19 protein-coding genes and 2 pseudogenes are annotated in these 18035 nt (G+C 62.8%); 8 read left to right on the top strand and 13 right to left on the bottom strand.

The window, feature by feature from the left end:
- Window positions 1-7: 7 nt before the first annotated feature.
- From ACFIMZ_RS01170 to ACFIMZ_RS01125, 10 genes are read right to left on the bottom strand one after another with little or no spacing between them, the layout of a single operon-like run.
- A complete protein-coding gene (locus ACFIMZ_RS01170) occupies window positions 8-859 on the bottom strand; it encodes a transketolase (RefSeq protein WP_431821056.1) in 852 nt (283 codons plus the stop codon).
- A 13-nt stretch (window positions 860-872) separates the two neighbouring features.
- Complete coding sequence (locus ACFIMZ_RS01165; protein WP_431821055.1) at window positions 873-1619, bottom strand: SDR family NAD(P)-dependent oxidoreductase; 747 nt, start codon at window positions 1617-1619, stop codon at window positions 873-875.
- A gap of 34 nt (window positions 1620-1653) precedes the next feature.
- The gene (locus ACFIMZ_RS01160) at window positions 1654-2076 is read right to left on the bottom strand and encodes a hypothetical protein (protein ID WP_431821054.1); all 423 of its coding nucleotides are present in this window, start codon (window positions 2074-2076) and stop codon (window positions 1654-1656) included.
- The gene (locus ACFIMZ_RS01155) at window positions 2073-3731 is read right to left on the bottom strand and encodes a GMC family oxidoreductase (protein ID WP_431821053.1); all 1659 of its coding nucleotides are present in this window, start codon (window positions 3729-3731) and stop codon (window positions 2073-2075) included. The genes ACFIMZ_RS01160 and ACFIMZ_RS01155 overlap by 4 nt, the downstream gene beginning before the upstream one ends.
- Before the next feature lie 2 nt (window positions 3732-3733).
- A complete protein-coding gene (gene fabZ / locus ACFIMZ_RS01150; RefSeq protein ID WP_431821052.1) occupies window positions 3734-4219 on the bottom strand; it encodes a 3-hydroxyacyl-ACP dehydratase FabZ in 486 nt (161 codons plus the stop codon).
- 34 nt (window positions 4220-4253) lie between these two features.
- Window positions 4254-5486: an acyl-CoA reductase gene (locus ACFIMZ_RS01145; RefSeq protein ID WP_431821051.1), complete on the bottom strand. Its 1233-nt coding sequence runs from the start codon at window positions 5484-5486 to the stop codon at window positions 4254-4256.
- Window positions 5467-6561 (bottom strand): acyl-protein synthetase, encoded by a 1095-nt coding sequence (locus ACFIMZ_RS01140; RefSeq protein WP_431821050.1) that lies wholly within the window; start codon window positions 6559-6561, stop codon window positions 5467-5469. Before ACFIMZ_RS01140 ends, ACFIMZ_RS01145 begins: the two co-directional genes overlap by 20 nt.
- The gene (locus tag ACFIMZ_RS01135; protein WP_431821049.1) at window positions 6540-7970 is read right to left on the bottom strand and encodes an AMP-binding protein; all 1431 of its coding nucleotides are present in this window, start codon (window positions 7968-7970) and stop codon (window positions 6540-6542) included. The genes ACFIMZ_RS01140 and ACFIMZ_RS01135 overlap by 22 nt, the downstream gene beginning before the upstream one ends.
- Entirely contained in the window at window positions 7967-8206 is a 240-nt protein-coding gene (locus tag ACFIMZ_RS01130) for an acyl carrier protein (protein WP_431821048.1), read from the bottom strand. Before ACFIMZ_RS01130 ends, ACFIMZ_RS01135 begins: the two co-directional genes overlap by 4 nt.
- A gap of 14 nt (window positions 8207-8220) precedes the next feature.
- Window positions 8221-8877: an acetyltransferase gene (locus ACFIMZ_RS01125; RefSeq protein WP_431821047.1), complete on the bottom strand. Its 657-nt coding sequence runs from the start codon at window positions 8875-8877 to the stop codon at window positions 8221-8223.
- 757 nt (window positions 8878-9634) lie between these two features.
- Between ACFIMZ_RS01125 and ACFIMZ_RS01120 the strand changes: the two genes are divergently transcribed.
- Entirely contained in the window at window positions 9635-10324 is a 690-nt protein-coding gene (locus ACFIMZ_RS01120) for a class I SAM-dependent methyltransferase (protein ID WP_431821046.1), read from the top strand.
- Window positions 10325-10348: 24 nt separating this feature from the next.
- Here ACFIMZ_RS01120 and ACFIMZ_RS01115 read toward each other — a convergent pair whose 3' ends face one another.
- Window positions 10349-11332: a glycosyltransferase family 2 protein gene (locus tag ACFIMZ_RS01115; RefSeq protein WP_431821045.1), complete on the bottom strand. Its 984-nt coding sequence runs from the start codon at window positions 11330-11332 to the stop codon at window positions 10349-10351.
- 313 nt (window positions 11333-11645) lie between these two features.
- Here ACFIMZ_RS01115 and ACFIMZ_RS01110 point away from each other — a divergent pair, with 313 nt between their 5' ends.
- Both ACFIMZ_RS01110 and ACFIMZ_RS01105 read left to right on the top strand, forming a co-directional pair.
- Window positions 11646-12818 (top strand): DegT/DnrJ/EryC1/StrS family aminotransferase, encoded by a 1173-nt coding sequence (locus ACFIMZ_RS01110; RefSeq protein WP_431822409.1) that lies wholly within the window; start codon window positions 11646-11648, stop codon window positions 12816-12818.
- Window positions 12819-12836: 18 nt separating this feature from the next.
- Window positions 12837-12968, top strand: coding sequence for a hypothetical protein (locus tag ACFIMZ_RS01105; protein WP_431821044.1), 132 nt, complete (start codon window positions 12837-12839; stop codon window positions 12966-12968).
- Here ACFIMZ_RS01105 and ACFIMZ_RS01100 read toward each other — a convergent pair.
- Together ACFIMZ_RS01100 and ACFIMZ_RS01095 are read right to left on the bottom strand one after the other, a co-directional pair.
- A pseudogene (locus ACFIMZ_RS01100) lies at window positions 12956-13069 on the bottom strand (IS5/IS1182 family transposase); the annotation flags it as partial. The gene ACFIMZ_RS01105 and the pseudogene ACFIMZ_RS01100 overlap by 13 nt on opposite strands.
- Window positions 13060-13212, bottom strand: a pseudogene (locus ACFIMZ_RS01095) (IS5/IS1182 family transposase); the annotation flags it as partial. The pseudogenes ACFIMZ_RS01095 and ACFIMZ_RS01100, both read right to left, overlap by 10 nt.
- Window positions 13213-13322: 110 nt before the next feature.
- On the opposite strand from ACFIMZ_RS01095, the gene ACFIMZ_RS01090 reads away from it, so the two are divergent.
- Genes ACFIMZ_RS01090 through ACFIMZ_RS01070 form a run of 5 tightly spaced genes read left to right on the top strand, consistent with a single transcriptional unit; the run spans window position 13323 to window position 18025 of the window.
- Window positions 13323-14411 (top strand): glycosyltransferase, encoded by a 1089-nt coding sequence (locus tag ACFIMZ_RS01090; RefSeq protein ID WP_431821043.1) that lies wholly within the window; start codon window positions 13323-13325, stop codon window positions 14409-14411.
- A complete protein-coding gene (rfbF, locus tag ACFIMZ_RS01085) occupies window positions 14408-15175 on the top strand; it encodes a glucose-1-phosphate cytidylyltransferase (RefSeq protein WP_431821042.1) in 768 nt (255 codons plus the stop codon). The genes ACFIMZ_RS01090 and rfbF overlap by 4 nt, the downstream gene beginning before the upstream one ends.
- Window positions 15172-16251 (top strand): CDP-glucose 4,6-dehydratase, encoded by a 1080-nt coding sequence (rfbG, locus tag ACFIMZ_RS01080; protein ID WP_431821041.1) that lies wholly within the window; start codon window positions 15172-15174, stop codon window positions 16249-16251. The genes rfbF and rfbG overlap by 4 nt, the downstream gene beginning before the upstream one ends.
- On the top strand, window positions 16248-16799 hold the full coding sequence (rfbC, locus tag ACFIMZ_RS01075; protein ID WP_431821040.1) for a dTDP-4-dehydrorhamnose 3,5-epimerase: 552 nt from the start codon (window positions 16248-16250) through the stop codon (window positions 16797-16799). The genes rfbG and rfbC overlap by 4 nt, the downstream gene beginning before the upstream one ends.
- Window positions 16796-18025, top strand: coding sequence for a methyltransferase domain-containing protein (locus ACFIMZ_RS01070; protein ID WP_431821039.1), 1230 nt, complete (start codon window positions 16796-16798; stop codon window positions 18023-18025). Before rfbC ends, ACFIMZ_RS01070 begins: the two co-directional genes overlap by 4 nt.
- Window positions 18026-18035 lie beyond the last annotated feature (10 nt).

The raw sequence follows: 18035 nt of genomic DNA, 5'->3' as shown, positions 1-18035 counted from the left end.
GTCTCCGTCATGCCAGCGCGGCAGCAGCTTCGGACGCGCCCGCGTCGAGCGCGTCCAGTTCCGCCACCGCTTGCTCGTAGCTCGCCTTCGTCAGGCGGTTGTGGTGCCATTCGTTGTTGTTCTCCATGAAGGAGACACCCTTGCCCTTCACCGTATGCGCGACCACCGCGCGCGGCCTGCCCTGCGAAGGCGCCTCGAAGGCCGCGACCAATTGCGCGACGTCATGGCCGTCCACTTCGTGCACGTCCCAGCCGAAACTGCGAAAGCGCGCCGCAAGATCGCCGAGATCGATGATCTGGCGTGAATCGCCATCGCTTTGCAGCTTGTTGTAGTCGATTGCGATGGCGAGATTGTCAAGGCGCATTTGCGCCGCCGACATCGCGGCTTCCCACACCGATCCCTCGTTGCATTCACCATCGCCGAGCAGCACGTAGGTCTTGAACGCCTGCTGGCGCTTCTTCGCCGCGAGCGCAATGCCGACGGCCATCGACAGTCCCTGGCCAAGGCTGCCGTTCGACGATTCGATGCCGAGATCGGCATTCATCACCGGATGCGCGATCAGGTCGCTGTCGTTGGTCTGGAAGGTGTTGAAGGTCGCTTCGTCGATCACGCCCGCCGCCAGCAGCGCGGAGAAATAGCCGAGCACGCCGTGGCCCTTGCTGAGAATGAAGCGGTCGCGCTGTGCCCAGCGCGGGTCGCGCGCGTCATGGCGCAGCACGCGCGCGTAGAGCGTCGCCATGATCTCGACCATCGAAAGCCCGCCACCAAGGTGCGTGCTGAGATTGCAGTGATGGCTGATGTCGATGATCTTGCGGCGTATCGTGCGCGCCATGCGCTCGATTTCTGGATAGGTGGTCATAGGCGTTCCCGGTTCAAACGATGCCGCCGTCCACGCGCAGGATCTGTCCCGTCACGAACGACGACAGCTCCGAGGCGAGAAAGAGCGCGGCATTCGCGATGTCCTGCGGCTCGCCGGCGCGCTTGAGCGCCGACGATTCGACGAGCCGCTCCCGCGCGGCAGGCGTCATCTGCTCATACATGTCGGTGCGGGTCGGGCCCGGCGCGATCGCGTTCACGCGGATACCCGACGCGCCCAGTTCCGTTGCCATGCTCTGCGTGGCGCGCGCAAAGGCGGCCTTGCTCGCGCCGTAAGCCAGCGTGCCGGGGTCGGCGATCATCGCGGCAGTGGACGCGAGATTGACGATCGAGCCGGCCTTGTTGCGCGCCATCAGACGCGCGAGACCTTGCGTGAACAGAATCTGGCCAAAAAAGTTGATGTCGAACAGACGCCGCAGCTCGGCCATCGAGGTCATCTGCATGATCGCGCCGCTGGCCGCGCCCGCGTTGTTCACAAGCACGTCGAGCCGCGCCGAGGCCGTTGCGATCGCCTTCACCGCCGCCTTCACCGAAGCCTCGTCGGCGAGGTCGAGCGGCACCGTCTGCACCTGCGCGCGGTGTTCCGCGTCGAGCGACGCGAGCCAATGCGCAGTCTGCGACGCATCCGGGTCGCGCACGCACGCGATCACGCGCGCTCCGTTAGCGAGGAAGGTCCGGACGATCGCGTCGCCGATACCCCGGTTCGCGCCGGTGACGCAAGCCACCTTGTCTTTTAGCAACATCGAAGTGTCCTGATGGTTCATTGTGTGCGCCGGCTCACGAGACGTTCGCGTCGCGCCAGATCGGCCCGCGCTCATAGACGGGCTCGAGCAGCATCCAGTCGTCGGCGTCGAGCGCGTTGCCTTCGGGAAACGGCGGCACCGCACCCGCGCCGATGCGCGCGAGCACGTTGCGGTCGGTGTAATACGCGCGCATCGCGTGCGTGACGAACGCGGTGAAGGCGCGCACGTCGGCGAGCTTGCAGGCGTTGATCGCGGCAAGACGTTGCGTGGCGTCGAGCGATTCGAACGGGGCACCGAACCTGTCCTGCGCGACGCGCGCGAGCACGACCAGCAACGCGTCCACCTGCGCCGTTACGCGATGGCGTAGCGCGTAACCCTCGAAATCCACCTGCGCCCCGCCCGGCAGTCCGAGTTCGGCGTCGCCGGGCAGCATCGTGTCGAGTACGAGCCCGATCATTGCGCCTCCATCAAGGTTGGGACGGGCGCATCGTCCGTCGCGCCGGATGTGCCGTTCATCAGCGTGTCGAGGTTGCGCGCGAGCCAGTCGCTCGCCAGCAGCGTGAGCGCCTGGGCCGTGGCAACGGGATTCACCGCACCCGACGTCACGAAAATGCTGCTGTCGACGATGAACAGATTCTTCACCGCGTGCGCCTGGCCGTAACGGTTGACGACCGACGTCACGGGATCATCGCCCATGCGCGCCGTGCCCATCAGATGCCATCCGGTATGCCGGACGGGTGCGAACGATGACACGACTTTCGCGCCTGCGGCAGCGAACACCTCTTTGCTCGTGTCGATGCCATGCTTGAGCATGCGCTTCGTGTTCTCGCCGAGCCTGTAGAAAACCTTCACGCCCGGCATTCCGCTCGAATCGCAGTGGTCGAAATCGAGCTCGACGCGATTTTCCGGTTCGGGCAAGTCTTCGCTGATGACCGCGATACCGACCGTGCGATTGTAGAGCTGCGCGAAGCGCCGATGATGATCCGGACCGAGCGGCACCTGGCGCATGAAATAGCCCGACACGGCCGTTTCCGCTGGTGGCGCTCCACGCAACACCTGCATCGTGTAGCCGCGCACGAAGTCACGCTCCGCCGAGGTCTCGTAGAACTGCTGGCTCAGCATGCACGCGCCGTGCGGCCCCATGCTCGAACGCAGATCGCGCTCGAACACGCCTTCGGTGTACGCGAGCGGATGCAGCATCAGATTGCGGCCCACCAGCCCGTTGTCGTTGAGAAGTCCGTCGGGAAACGCGCTCGACTTCGAATTCAGCAGCAGTCGCGGCGTGCCGACGCCGCTGCACGCGACCACGACCACGCGTGCATCGAGGCGCTGTTCACGGCCTTGCGCGTCGAAGTAGATGACGCCGTCGGCGCGGCCGCGCCCATCGAGCGTGATCTCGCGCACGCGGCAACCGGTGCGCACTTCGACGCCCTGGCGCTGCGCGGCGGGCCAATAGGTCACGTCGACGCTCGCCTTCGCGCCCTGCGAACAGCCGGTATTGCAAGGCCCCAGGTTGATGCACGCGCCGCGATTGCCGTGACGACGCGTATTGATCGCCGCGTACGACGGCCACCAGTGCCAGCCGAGCGCGTTGAACGCACGCGCCATCGCGCGTCCGGCTTCGCCGAGCGGCACGGGCGGCAGCAGAGAATCGTAATCCGGGTTCGCGGGATCGCCGACCAGTCCGGCCACGCCCATCAGGCGTTCGTTTTCGGCGAACCAGGGCTTGAGGTCGTCATAGGAAAGCGGCCAGTCGTCGCCGACGCCGTCGAGGCTGCGCGTTCGGAAATCCGACGGATGAAAGCGCGGAAAATGCGCGGAATACAGGATCGTGCTGCCGCCGAAGCCGTTGAAGTTCGCGATCGCGATCGGCGAGTTCGAATCGTCGATCGGATAGTCTGCCGCGCTCTGGCGCACGGCCGGGTTCGAGCTGAACGCGCCGGCGCGCTCCAGTTCCCAGTCGGGACGAGTCGACGGATAGCCGGCCGGGTCCATCCGTTCGCCCTGCTCGAGGCAGACGATACGCAGCGCGCGATCGCGCGAAAGCCGCCAGGCGGCGGCTGCGCCGCTCGCGCCGGAGCCCACGATCACGATGTCCGCGATGTCCTTCATGTTCACGCAGGCTTCTTCGGCAGAAACTGCTCGAGGATCTCGGGGATCGTTATCATCATGTCCGCTTCGCAGGCGATCTCGCCGTCCACGCGCGCGATACCCCGCCCCTTGCAGATGCCACGGCGCCACGACAGCACCTCGGTTTCGATCTCGAACTTCTTGCCCGGCAGGACTTCCTTGCGATAGCGCACCGTGTGCTGCAGCGCATGCGTGACCTTGCCCTTCAGGCCGGGCAGCGTCGTGACCGCGACTGTCAGCATCTGCGCGAGCGCTTCGAGTTGCAGCGCGCCCGGCATGTTCGGACCATCGGGAAAATGAACGGGGAAGTACCACTCGTTCATTGTCAGGTTCTTGTAGCCGCGCGCGAATTTTCCCGGCACCACTTCGTCGACGTGATCGATCATCAGAAACGGGTAGCGGTTCGGTTGGTACGCCTGCAGTTCCACGCAGTTGAGGCTGAAGCCTTCGCTCTGCTCGATCGTTTCCATCTGTTCCTCGTGTAATGGGTGCGCCGGCTGCGGATCAACGCAGATCGACGACACGCGACAGGCCGGCCACGATGTCGTAGCCGTCCCAAATGACGTCCATGTCCAGCGCGCGGCCCACCGGCACCACGCGGTCGACGCCGCGCAAGCGCCCGTCGAGCACGAACGCGCGCAATTTCGCCAGCTCGATGCCGAAGTACGTGAGCGTCTGGTAGCGCTCGTTGACGATTGGCGCAAGCTGCGCGAGCGACGCGAGCGCGACCTCGTGGATCGTGCCGAAGTAGCCGCGCCGGCTGTCCTGGTCGGGCGTCACGTCGGCGATTTCGATCCGGTACAGCACGTTGCCGTGTCGCTCGATCGCGACCACCTGCTCGTTGCCGACGGCATGGCGACAGGCATCCACATACTTGTCCATCACCTGTACGGCCTGCGGCACATAGCGCATGCGCGCATGCGCCGCCAGCTCGGGCCACAGACGCGCCTGCGCGGCCTTCACCGCGCGCTTGTCGCCAATCCACGCGAGCAGTTGCGGCGACGAACACGCAGCCTGATCCATCAGATAAAGATCGTTGTAAAGCTGCGAGCACAGGGCGCGCAAACCGGCCTGATCGAGTTCGAGTACGGCTTCCGGCGCGATCGCGCACAACGAATAGCGGTCGGAGAAAGCGACCTCGCGCGAGCGCGGGCGGCACGGCAGGCTGCGCAGGTGCGCAACGGTCGCGTCGCCGCCCCACACGACGCGCGCGTCGGCCACGCCGAGCCAGAACCGGTTGACATCGTCGTCGCGGTCGAAGCGCGCGAGCACGATCGCATCCGAAAGTGGCGCGTATTTGTCCTGGGCAAGCAGCATCGCGACAGCGTCGACGATGTGTTCGGCCGTCGCCGAGGGTTTCGAAGGCAGCCTGAGCACGCAGGTATTGCCGGACAGCAGGCCGAACGCCAGCGAAAACGCGAAGTTCACCGGCACGTTCGACGGGCAGATATGAAACGACAGGCCGAGCCCGAGCCGCAGCACGCCGCTTGCGCGGTCGTCGTTCTCGAGCTGCGCCACGCCGAGTCGGGTCAGGTTCGCGCGGCGGCTCCAGTACGCGAAGCTCACGACGTCGGGCATCGTGCGCGCAACCGGATGCGCGAGCAGCGCGCGCGACATGTCGGCGAGGAAATCGACCCGCAGCGGATCGAAGACGGGCGCAGGCGCGTTCGAGACCTGCGCCGGATTGCCCGCCAGCACGGTCATCTTCGCGAGGATCTCAGCGGGAATACGTATCACTGCAACCTCTCGCTTCGGCGTGCTGAATGCGACCATGAATCCTGAAGTAGGTGCCTTGGCGTCCACACGGGCAATCGTCGATGCCGACGATTTCGCCTTCGTCCTCGCTCAGCAGCGAATGGCCCGGATAGCTGTGCGGCAGCACCGACAGCAACTGGACGAGCCCGCGCCGGCCCGGCGCAAGCACGCCGAAGTCGACGGGATCGCGCACGATCACGTCCGACCACGACGACGCATGCTGATGGCCGTGCTCGCATTCGACGAAGATCGAACCGGTCTGCTCGACCATGCCGTAGTAGTTGTGCACGCGCGTGAGGCCCGTGACGGCGCGCAGCCTTTGCTTGAATTCCTCGGCGCTCACGGCCTGCGATTGCAACTGCTTCCAGCCGCCGCCGTGCACCAGCACGCCATTGTCGAGCGCGAGCGTCTCGCCCGATTCCTCCAGCGTGCGCACGAGATGCAGCCACGCGATGAACGTGAAGCCGAACAGCAGGATCGGCGAGCCGGCATGCTTGTCGACGTAACGGCGCACGCGTTCGACGTTCAGCGACATGTCGTCGTCAAGCGCGAATTCGACGTCGCGACCGAATATCGAGAAGCCCTGAATGCCCGCCGTGCGCGCGGAAAAGCGATAGCGGTCCGCGATCGTCGCGCGGCAATCGATCACGAGCATCGGCATGCGCTTGGGGCCGATCAGGTCGCCGACGATACGCGACAGCACCTTGACCTGCAGCGCGGAGGTCTGCCGGTCGAGGAAGATCTGCGAGACGCGCTGGCCGCTCGTTCCCGACGAGGTCATCGTCTTCACGACGTCGGCAGAAGGCACGCTCACCAGCGTCTCGTGCTTGAAAAGGCGCACGGGCAGGAAGGGCAGCGCATCGAGCGTGAGCGCTGCGCGCTCGCCGCCCATCTTGTCCAGCACCGCGCGATACGGCACGCACGCGTCGTAATGCAGGTCGGTCAGACGGCGCAACCCGGCAAGCAGACGTGCGTCCTTCTGCGCCTTCGGCAGACCGTAGGCGGGCCACTGCAGGATATCGTCCTCGACGGTATTCAGGACATCCGGGCCAGACATGGGTAATCCACCTTTCCCGTAGGAAGCCGCGGCAGCGCGGGCACCGCACTCACGGTGAGCGCAGAGGGATGCACGCCGATGCGGCGCGCGAGATCGTCGCGCAGCGACTGCGGCGTCCAATCGGGCGTCAGGATCGCGTGGACGACGAGACGGTCATCCGAGCCGCTCGCGGCGCACTCGATGCCTTGCGCCGCCGCCATGCGCTCGACGGCATCAAGCGAGACGCGAATGCCGAATACCTTCAGGAAACGCTTCAGGCGCCCTTCGATGAAGATCGCGCCCTGTTCGCCGTGGCGCGCGAGATCGCCTGTACGAAGCACGCCATTCAGCGTGTCGCCGAGCGCGAGATCATCGGCGCATTGCGCGTATCCCATTGAAACGTTTGGACCTGCATAGATCAGCTCGCCAACTTCGCCTGCCGCGTCGACGGTCGTTCCGTCCTCGCGCTCGATCCATAGACGCCCTCCCGGAATCGCGCGGCCGATGCTACCCGGCACGCGCGCCAGTTCATCCGCCGGCACCCAGGCGATGCGCGCCGTGGCTTCCGTCTGTCCGTACATCGGCACGAAGCGGATGCCTCTTGCATGGCACGCTTCGATGACCTGCTGGAGCTTCACCGGGTCCATCCGGCCACCCGCCTGCGTCAGCGTGCGGACGGTCGGCATGTCGATACGCGCAAGCCGCAGGCGCAACAGCATGTCGTAGCTATACGGCACGCCGCCGAAACTCGTCGCGCGCTGCGCGTTGAGCGTGCGCCAGAAGTCGGCGTCCATCAGCGAGCGGTTCGTCAGGATGACCGACGCACCCGCGTACAGATGGCTATTGATGATCGAGAGACCGTACGAGTAATTGAACGGCAGCGTCGTGATCGCTCGCTCGTCGGGCGTGATCTCGAGACACTCCGCGATCGAAGCCGCATTCGCCTTCAGGTTGGTGGCGGACAGGCGCACCAGCCTCGGCGAACCCGTTGAGCCCGACGTTGCGAGGAGCAGCGCGAGATCGGGGTGAAGCGCACGTGCCGTGCAGTTGGTGGGCAGCGCATAGAGACCATAGCCATCCGTCTCGCGCACCAGCGTCGCGCGCGACTTCGGCCACGCGTCGGGCCATGCGGCGTCAGCACGCATGAAGAGCAGCGCGGGACGGTACACGTCGATCAGATGCTCGAGTTGATCCACGTGAATCGAACTGCCGAGCAGTAGCGGCACCGCGCCGCTCGATTGCGCCGCGAGATAGCACAGCACCGTAGGCACATCGTTGTAGCCGACGATGAAAATCAGCTGGCGAGCCGGCAGATCACCCGCGCATCGGTCGATAGCCGCGTGCAGTTCCGCATAGCGCAGCACGCGCCCGTCCTCGGCAATGAGGGCGGCGCGCTCGGGGTGCTGCCGGCTGACCAGTCCGGATGTCATATCTCGACGCCGTACTTCTTGAGCTTGTCGATGCCGATCGTATACGAACCGAACTCGATGATGTCTTCCGTCTCCATCATGATGTTGAAGGCTTCTTCCAGCGAAGCGATCATGCCCATGTGGCCGACCGAATCCCAGGACGGCACGCATTGATAGACGAATTCCGCGTTGAGTGCGTCCTGCGGGACCGAAAAGCAGTCCATGAACACCTTGTCGTATGTTTCCTTGTTGGTCATTTTCGCTACCGGTTCTATTTGAAGACCTTGCGGTCGGTATTGGGACGCGCGACGCGCGCGGGGTTGCCAAGCGCGATCACATCATCGGGAATGTCGCCGTACACGACCGAACCCATGCCGATGATCGAATTGGAGCCGATGCGCACGCCCTCCTTGATGAGCGCGCCCATGCCGATATAGCTGCCGGAGCCGATCGTGCACGCGCCGCCGACGTTCACCTGCGACGAGATCACCGTGTGCTCGCCCACCTGCACGTCGTGGCCCACGATGGCCATCGTGTTCACGCAGACATTGGCGCCGAGCACGGCATCGCTCGACACCGAGCAGAACGGCGTAACGACGACACCATCGCCAAGACGCGCCGTATCGGCGACGATCGAGCTGAGATCGACCACCTTGCCGAGGCGCGCATCCGCTTCGCGCAACTTCTGTGCGAGCTTTTCGCGTCCGGCCGGTTCTCCGACGGCGATCACGAACTCAATTTCGTGAAGGCGGCCGCGCACTTCAGGATCGTCGAAACGCAGCACAGCCGCGCCGTAGCGCGTGCGCTCCGGGCAGATGTCATCGACAAACGCAATGTCCTTCCACTGCCCGGCGGCCTGACGACGCGCGACGTCCATGACCTCTTTGCCGAACCCGCCCGCGCCGTAGATCAAGAGTTTTCGTGTCACGTTTGAACACCGTAAGTTGCTGCGAACCCGCCGCGAAATGTTCCGCGTGGCCGCGTAGACCTTTGCGCAGCGGACGCGCGACGGCGCACCACTGCGAGTCAGTGGCACAAGTATGTCATCGGCGTCAGGAAGTCGAATCGGAGAGCTAGCGAGGAAAAAGCCGCCAATTAGAGGTTTCAGGCGGGGCCCGGAGCGCGCGGACTGACGGAGGGAGCGACGCGGCAACGTGCCTGACAGGTCGGCACAACGGTGCGTCAAACGAAAAGGGCCGTCACGACGCCGACGCGATAGCCGGTTCGTTCTGCCTGCAATTCCTGGCGCGCCCGGCCGGGATCGCCCCCCTGCCTTCGAGGTTTTACCAAAACGCACCAACCCCTTACAAATCAAAACCTTGCGCAACTCGCAAACCACAAAATCAAGGCTGAACGGGGTAGATCGGGACAAATCTGCCGCGTCCAGGCTGCAATCTGCCCGCACGACGCCACGAGCAACGACCGAAAAGACAGGAATAAGGGGTTGTATTCCCTGAAATCAGCGCGCCGGGCCGCCCTACAATCGTTTTCGATGCGCATCCGGTCCGCCGTCGGCATGGGATGAGGCAGTGCCTGAGCGCGGCTGCGGCCGGCTGAACTTCCTGCAGCGGCTCCTCCGGCAAGCCTTCGGGCAAGCTCACATCGAGCCCGAACTGTTGAACTTCATTGATTCCGCTCCCCGTGCAGCAGCTTTTCCCCTTGGTGTCGATTAATCTGGAATACATATGAGCTACGCGTCGCAAGTCTGTTTGCAGGCGTTTATCAACACGCCGTCAATCGCAGCCCGAGTGGACGAAGAATGGGAGAAAATCTCCCGTGACTACGAGGCGGCCTATGCGGCCATGCCGGCCCGGTTCATGGACAGGACGGAGCTTTCGTTCCATTCCTATGTCAAATTGCTTGGGTTTCTGTGCCTGGACGTGGCATCTCTAAGTGGAGATGTCGTTGAAATTGGCGTCTGGAAGGGCAAATCGCTGGCGTTTATGCAACGGTTTCTCAACGACACGACCAAATTCATTGGAATCGATCCGTTCGAGCTGAAGGGGCAGGTGCAGGAGGTCTCTTACTTTCATAACACGCTGTTTCCCTCCTGCAATTTGATTCAGGCCTATTCGCAGAATGCCATTGCCGTCACGGCCAGCCTGACCAAACGCATCAAGATTCTCCACATCGATGGAGGACATCTGCGCATGCATGTCTGGACCGATTTCTTGTTGTACGAGCGCTTTGTCGTCCCGGGCGGCTATATCGTCTTCGACGACTATGGGGACACCGAGTGTTCACCGGAAGTCGGCCCGGCCGTCGACGAAATTCGAGAGGCGGGCTTGTTCCGGGACTATGAAGCGATTGGGCAGCTCGTCGGCTATGAAGGGAGCTATGTGCTGAGAAAGCTGAGCAATTCGAATTGCCGGTGAGCGTCGCTACCCGCGCCGCGGGTATCACGCCGCTGGGGGGATCGATGACGGGGCCTGGGTTGCGCCGGCGCGGGCCGCCATCATTTTGTGCACCAGCGCGATATCCGCGTGAAAGCGCGGCGAATCGAAAAGCTCGGCCACGGGCTGCTCCGTCAATTCATCGAGGTGCTGAATGAATACGTCAAGCTCGCTGATGTTGCGCGTCTGGACGCCATGGGCGTAAAGCTGCTTCAGTCGCTCACTCGCGCCATTCAACGCCTCCCCGGACAAAAGACCCGCCGTAGCCTCGCCTCTCACCATGAGTTCCCATTCGTAGTAGCCAGCGGCGATGATCGGGCTGGTGCCGCTCGAATTCTGGTTCGGGTGCGAGCGAAAGCCGCTGTGAAAGCCGCCGACCAGAACCAGTGGAGCCTGCTCGGCCAGATTCAGGTACATCGCAACGTCGGTGAGAAATTTGACGGTTCTTGAGCGATACATCATCACAGCCGCGATATCGACGCCCTCGCGAACCATCATGATGTTGCTGGGCTCGCCGATAAAATTGCTTGCGTGCCCCACCATGTTCTGCACCAGAAAATTCCGGTCGATACGGGCGATGTGGCCGGCCGTGACCAGCGCCGCCGGCACGTGAATCACCTTGTCGTCCGCATCGATGAATACGCGCTCGTGAAACGCCATGACCGCGTCCGGCTGAAGGCGAAGCGCATTGACCAGGACTTCGACAGACGACGCACCCAGCATATCGTCGTCGTACAGCCACTTGACGTATTTTCCGGTGGACTTCTCCCACAGCCCTCGTGAATTCTTCAGGCCGTCCTGAAAGCCGTGATGAAAGTATCGAATGCGTGGGTCGTCAAAGCTCTCGACGATTTCCCGAAGCTTGCCGTCGGCCGTGTCATCACCCACCAGGATTTCGATATCCGTGAAGGTCTGGGCTCGCGCGGTGGACAATGCCTTGTGGAGATACTCCGGCTTGTACGCGGGAATAAGAATGCTGACCGTGGGCATCGAACCGAATCCTTTCCGAAATAAGTGGGTGCGCATCGCCTTGCCCGACGGCTTCAGGCCAGGCCCAAAGCAGACGCTGCGTAGAACGCGCCCGATGCAGCAGAGCGTAGCAGGTCGATCATGCCGCCAATCCCCGGAACAGGCGGCAATTTCCCGGCCAGTTCCGAGGTCGTGTCGGCGGGCCGCCACGGGCATTCACGGAATAGGGTGTCTTTCTGGCGTCTGATTGCACGATCGAGGCCGTGTGTGAACGGGTAACCTAGGTCGCATTGATAGCATGCGCGAACCGCGCAGCCGGCAACCTTCGACCGCCATGGAAAAACTCATACCGGTTACGCAGCCTTTCCTACCGCCTCTGGACGAGTTTCTTCCATACCTGGAAAAAATTTGGGAGAGCAAGCATGTAACGAACGGCGGTCCGTTTCACGCGCAGCTCGAAGAGGCGCTGTGCCGCTATCTGGGGGTCGAGTATCTCTCGTTGTTTTCGAATGGCACGCTCGCCCTCATCACCGCATTGCAGGCGATGAAAGTGACCGGGGAGGTGATCACCACGCCTTTCAGCTTCGTCGCCACGACGCATGCGCTGCACTGGAATGGTATTCGGCCCATCTTCGCCGACATCGATCCGACGAGCATGAACCTCGACCCGGCAAAGATCGAGGCAGCCATCACGCCGCGCACCACAGCCATCTTGCCCGTTCACGTGTACGGCAATCCATGCGACGTCGAGGCAATCGAACGCATTGCAAGCACCCATGGGCTGCGGGTTCTCTACGACGCCGCGCATGCGTTCGGTGTGCGCAAGAACGGTCAGTCGGTGCTGAAATTCGGCGACATGTCGGTGCTGAGCTTTCACGGCACAAAGGTCTTCAACACGTTCGAAGGTGGCGCAATCATTTGCCACGATGCCGAGACCAAGCGCCACATCGATTACCTGAAGAACTTTGGCTTTGCCGATGAAGTGACCGTTGTCAAGCCCGGCATCAACGCCAAGATGAACGAACTGCAAGCAGCGTTTGGATTGCTGCAGTTGCAGCATATCGACAAGCTCCTCGATCAGCGGGCGCGCATCGTCGAGCGATATCGTTCGGCGTTTGAAGGTATCGAAGGGCTGGTGTTGCACGAGGTATCGGAACACGCTACAGCCAATCATTCGTACTTTCCCGTTCGTGTCACGGGAGCGTTTCCTCTCACGCGCGACGAGCTCTACGATCAGTTGCGCGTCGCGAACGTCTGGGCACGCCGGTATTTTTATCCCTTGATCAGCGAGTTTCCGGACTATCGGGACTTGCCATCGGCGATGACGGACAACCTGCCGGCTGCGACGGAGATCTCGCGACAAATACTGTGCTTGCCGATTTATCCCGCCCTCGATGAGTCATCGCAAAACCGCGTTATTGACGTGGTGACAAAAGCCGCTGGGGTGGAGCGGGGCGCTCGCGCATCCGAAGCGTCGGTCGGGCTTTCCACGGTTGACGCTGCATGATCGGCGAAACGACCCGCGATGCCGCCGGAATTTGCGAACGTTGCGTTGTTTCCTGCCTCGGATCCGTCGACGTTAGTTACCGGGCAGGTAATCCGTGTCGATGGTGGCATGGCGCGAGAATCTAAGAGACGGTTTCATCAAGTCTGTTGAGTCCGCTGCAAGGTGTTCCAGCAGATCAACCTGCAGCCGAGTTTGAGGAAAGCTTCATGGATGTCGGCACGTCGCTCGAAACGGATACGGAGACGCCGGTCTTCCGCACAACCAGAGTGCCTGTCAGTGCCGCACGATCCGGCACCGGCTTGCGCCCGGGATACTTGAATCGACGTGGCCTGGCTGGCGGCAGAAGTGGCTCGATCAGTTTCCACCGCGCGTCATCGATGATCGGCTTCCCCATCCCCCTGACCCGGTTGTCATGACGGCTCGGGTTTACAGCTTGCCGGACAAGTTAGCAGTACTTGTGGCTCTTTTTGAAACCGTCTCTAAATAGCCTGGTGGCGCATGTCAATGTTTGACCTCTCGATCTTCATTCCCACCCACTATGCCGGACCGCGGCACTACTCCGTCATTATGGCGGCTTGCGAGCTCGCACGTACCAACAGGAATATTGAAGTCGTGGTCTCCGATAACTCGGAGCTGCCGGAAAAATTCGCGTTTCTGAGCACGTTCGCAAGCGAGAATTTTCGCGTAATCAAAGGCCCCGAACTCAAGAACCATCTGTTCGCACTCGAGCAGACTACGGGGCGTTATGTGATGGCGGTCGGGGACGACGATACGCTCTTGCCCGCCGCCTTTCCCGGGCTGATTGCCGCTCTGAACGCAGACAACAGCTTCATCGGGACGATGGGGCAATTTGGACGGGAGCTTGGCACGGGTTACGACTTTCACCAGTTGCCCGGTGTGGACGATGTCGCATTCGGCACCCGGGTTACGGGCGTCGCAAACACGATCGGACTCGGAAACCCGATTTTTCACGCGATCGTTGACCGGAACGTTTTGCTCGCAAGCTACAAGCTGTGGCACGCCTTCCCCAACCCGATGTCACATCACGACCAGCTTATGTCCCTGTTCGTGGCGTGTTCCGGACGGCTGAAGTTGGCGGCGCAGCCCTATTTTATTTACAACATTGCGAATCATCTGCGCGATCAGACCGTCAACACCGAAATACGTTACGCAAAATTCTTCGGTCATCCTGTTTCCCTCTGGATCTTGTCACGCCTGATGCTGGCCGTCGAAGGCGCGTTTCTCATCCAGTCCCCGGATTTTCCCGTCGCCGCCGATCAAAGAAATATCGCGGCGAGCGCGTGGTTTCGAGGTTGGCATGGCGCCTGGCTGCACTCGCTCAACGACAACTACTACGTGGGTCCCGAGTTCACGTCCTGTCCGGATGCGATTCATGTCCGGGCGCTTGCGGAAAAATATCTGAAGACAACGCAGTTTGAGCCGAAAACGATGCTGGAAGAGATCGCCGGACTGTACGAGGTGATCAGCGGCAGCGGTGCGCGATACCTGGATTTCTGGACGCGGATGGCGTCGGACGGCGTAGCGGCCGCTACGGCGAGTGAGATCAACCTCGATGGATGCGCTGCCGCATGAAAGCCGTGATCCTTGCCGGGGGCCTCGGCACGCGCATCAGCGAAGAATCGCACCTCAAGCCCAAGCCCATGATCGAGATCGGCGGCAAACCGATCCTGTGGCACATCATGAAGATCTATTCCCACTACGGGATCAATGATTTCGTGATCTGCCTGGGCTACAAGGGCTATGTCATCAAGGAGTACTTCGCCAACTATTTCCTGCACATGTCGAACGTGACCTTCGACATGGCGCAGAACAAGATGGAAGTGCACCAGCGTTATGCCGAGCCGTGGCGCATCACGCTGGTCGATACCGGCCCGCATACGCTCACGGGCGGGCGTCTCAAGCGCGTGCGGGAGTACCTGGAAGGCGAGTCCTTCTGCTTCACATATGGCGATGGCGTCACCGATCTGGACATCGGCGCGCTCATCAGGTTTCATCGCCAGCACGGCAAGCTGGCGACGGTCACCGCCATCCAGCCGCCTGGGCGCTACGGCGCGCTCAACCTGAACGGCGCAGGCGTGCAGAGCTTCCAGGAAAAACCCGCTGGTGACGGCGCCTGGATCAATGGCGGTTTTTTTGTGCTGGAGCCTCGGGTGCTCGACTACATCGATGGTGACCAGACCGCATGGGAGACCACCCCGCTGGAGCAGTTGGCAAGCGAAGACCAGCTGATGGCTTTTCAGCATGGTGGCTTCTGGCAAGCCATGGATACGTTGCGCGACAAAACCCAGCTTGAAGACATGTGGGCGAACGACCCGCGCTGGAAGGTGTGGTCATGACGCTGTTTGGCGATGCCTATCGCGGCCGCCGTGTCCTGCTGACCGGGCATACCGGCTTCAAGGGCAGCTGGCTGGCGCTTTGGCTCAAGCGGCTGGGCGCGGACGTGACGGGCGTGGCCCTGCCACCCGAGACCACGCCCAACCATTGGGAACTGCTCAAGCTCGACATGGCCGAGCACCGGCTCGACATCCGCGATGGCGCTGCGCTCGCGCGGGTGGTGGCCGACGTGCAGCCTGAGATCGTATTTCACCTGGCCGCGCAGCCGCTGGTGCGCCGCTCCTACCGGGAGCCGGTGGACACCTGGAGCACGAATGTCATTGGCACGGCCAACCTGTTGGAGAGTTGCCGGCACGCTGCCAACGTGCGCGGCATTCTGGTCGTAACCAGCGACAAATGCTACGAGAACCGCGAGTGGGTTTGGGGCTACCGGGAAGCTGACCGGCTGGGCGGGCATGATCCGTACAGCGCCTCCAAAGCCGCCACCGAACTGCTGGTGGCAAGCTACCGCTCATCGTTCATGCACATGGCCGATGCGGCGTTGCTGGCTTCGGCACGCGCCGGCAATGTCATCGGCGGCGGCGACTGGTCTGAAGACCGCCTGATCCCTGACCTCGTGCGTGCGGCCGAGGCGGGCTGCGAAGTCGAAATCCGCTCGCCGGAATCGACCCGCCCGTGGCAGCACGTGCTGGAGTCGCTCAGCGGTTATCTGCTGCTGGGTCAGCGCTTGCTGGATGGGGCACGGGATGCTGCCGCGCCGTGGAACTTCGGCCCCGCCGCTGAAGGCAACCAGTCCGTGCGCACGGTGATGAGCCGCATCAGTGAGCTTTGGCCGCGCATGCGCTGGCGCGTTGCCGAACAGGCCAATGTGCATGAAGCGCGCCTGCTGTATCTGGACAGCGCCAAGGCGCATGCCGACCTGCAATGGCAACCGGTGTGGGGGCTTGACGGTGCGCTGGCGGCAACCGTCGCCTGGTATCGGGCCTGGCTGGAGCGCGGCGAAATCGTCAGCACGCAGCAGCTCGACCAATACATCGACGCAGCCACACGCGCCGGTCTTGCGTGGTGCGCAGCATGAAGATCGAAGCCACTGGCATTTCTGGCGTGGTGGTGGTGCAAGGCGCGGCGTTCTCCGACCACCGCGGCGTTTTCCAGCGCCTGTACTGTGACCGTGAGTTGGCGCCTGCCATCGGCAAGCGGCGCATCGTGCAGACCAATTTCTCGCGCACGGCCCAGATGGGTGCGGTACGCGGCATGCATTACCAGCGCCCGCCACACGCCGAGATGAAACTCGTGCGCTGCCTGCGCGGCAAGGTGTGGGATGTGGCGGTCGACCTGCGCGCCGATTCCCCGACCTTTCTGCGCTGGCATGCTGTTGAGCTGACACCCGAAAACGGCCGCATGCTCGTTATTCCCGAAGGATGCGCGCACGGCTTCCAGGCGCTCGCGCCCGACTCCGAACTGCTCTACCAGCACACCGCGCATTACACTCCCGAGGCTGAGGGCGGCGTCCGCCATGACGACCCGGCACTGGCCATCGACTGGCCGTTGCCGGTTGCCGATCTGTCGCAGCGCGACCGGGCGCACCCGTTGATCACCCGCGATTTTTCCGGAATCCTCTCATGAAGTGCCGCCACTGCGCGACCGAACTGACCCACGTGTTTCTGGATCTCGGTTTTGCGCCGCCATCCAACGCCTACCTGACCGAAGCCGCTCTGCGTGCGCCGGAAACGCATTTCCCGCTCAAGCTGTTCGTGTGTCACGACTGCGGACTGGTGCAGACAGAAGACTACGCGCGTGCCGACGAACTGTTCAGCCACGATTACGCCTACTTCTCCTCCGTCTCGCAGAGCTGGCTCGCCCACGCCAGGGTCTACGCGCAAATGGTGACGTCCCGCCTGCAACTCGGCGCCGACAGCCTGGTCATCGAGGTGGCATCCAACGACGGCTACCTGCTGCGCAACTTCGTGGCAGCCGGCATTCCCTGCCTCGGCATCGAGCCGACCGCGAGCACCGCACAGGCCGCCGAAGCACTCGGCATTCCGGTGCTGCGCGAATTCTTTGGCGAGGCGCTCGGCCGGCGGCTCGCACAGGAAGGCAAACAGGCCGACCTGATCGCGGGTAACAACGTGTATGCGCACGTGCCGGACGTCAATGACTTCACCGCCGGCCTCAAGGCGGCGCTCAAGCCCGGCGGCACCATCACACTGGAGTTTCCGCATCTGCTGCGATTGATCGAGCAGGTTCAGTTCGACACGGTGTACCACGAGCACTTCTCTTACCTGTCGCTGGGCACCGTGACGCGCATCTTTGCTGCGGCCGGACTGCGCGTCTGTGATGTCGAATTGCTGCCCACGCATGGCGGCAGCCTGCGGGTTTATGGCTGCCATGCCGACGACCCGCGCAGCAACAGTGCGCAAGTCGCGGCGGTGCTGGCAGAAGAGCGCCGCTACGGCCTCAATCACTATACCGGAAGCGCCTATCAAGGTTTTCAGGCCCGCGCCAACGCGCTCAAGGATGGCCTGCTGAACTTCCTGCTCGAACAGAAGCGCCAGGGCCGCACAGTCGCAGCTTATGGCGCGGCGGCCAAGGGCAACACGCTGCTCAACTATGCAGGCGTGCGCCCCGACCTGCTGCCCTACGTGTGTGACGCCGCGCCGTCCAAGCAAGGCAAGTATCTGCCCGGCAGCCATCTCCCGATCCTGTCACCCGATGTGCTGCGCGAGCGGCGCCCGGACATCGTGCTGATCCTGCCCTGGAACATCGCCGACGAGGTGACCCGGCAGCTTGCGCATGTGCGCGAGTGGGGGGCGGAGTTCGCGGTGGCGGTGCCGTCGGTCAACGTTTTCTAAGCGGAGCGTT

The organism is Burkholderia sp. F1 (genome assembly GCF_050813845.1).
Taxonomy (GTDB): domain Bacteria; phylum Pseudomonadota; class Gammaproteobacteria; order Burkholderiales; family Burkholderiaceae; genus Burkholderia; species Burkholderia ubonensis.
The sequence above is the reverse complement of the archived record's forward strand: the minus strand, read 5'-3'. Positions and strand labels throughout refer to the sequence as shown.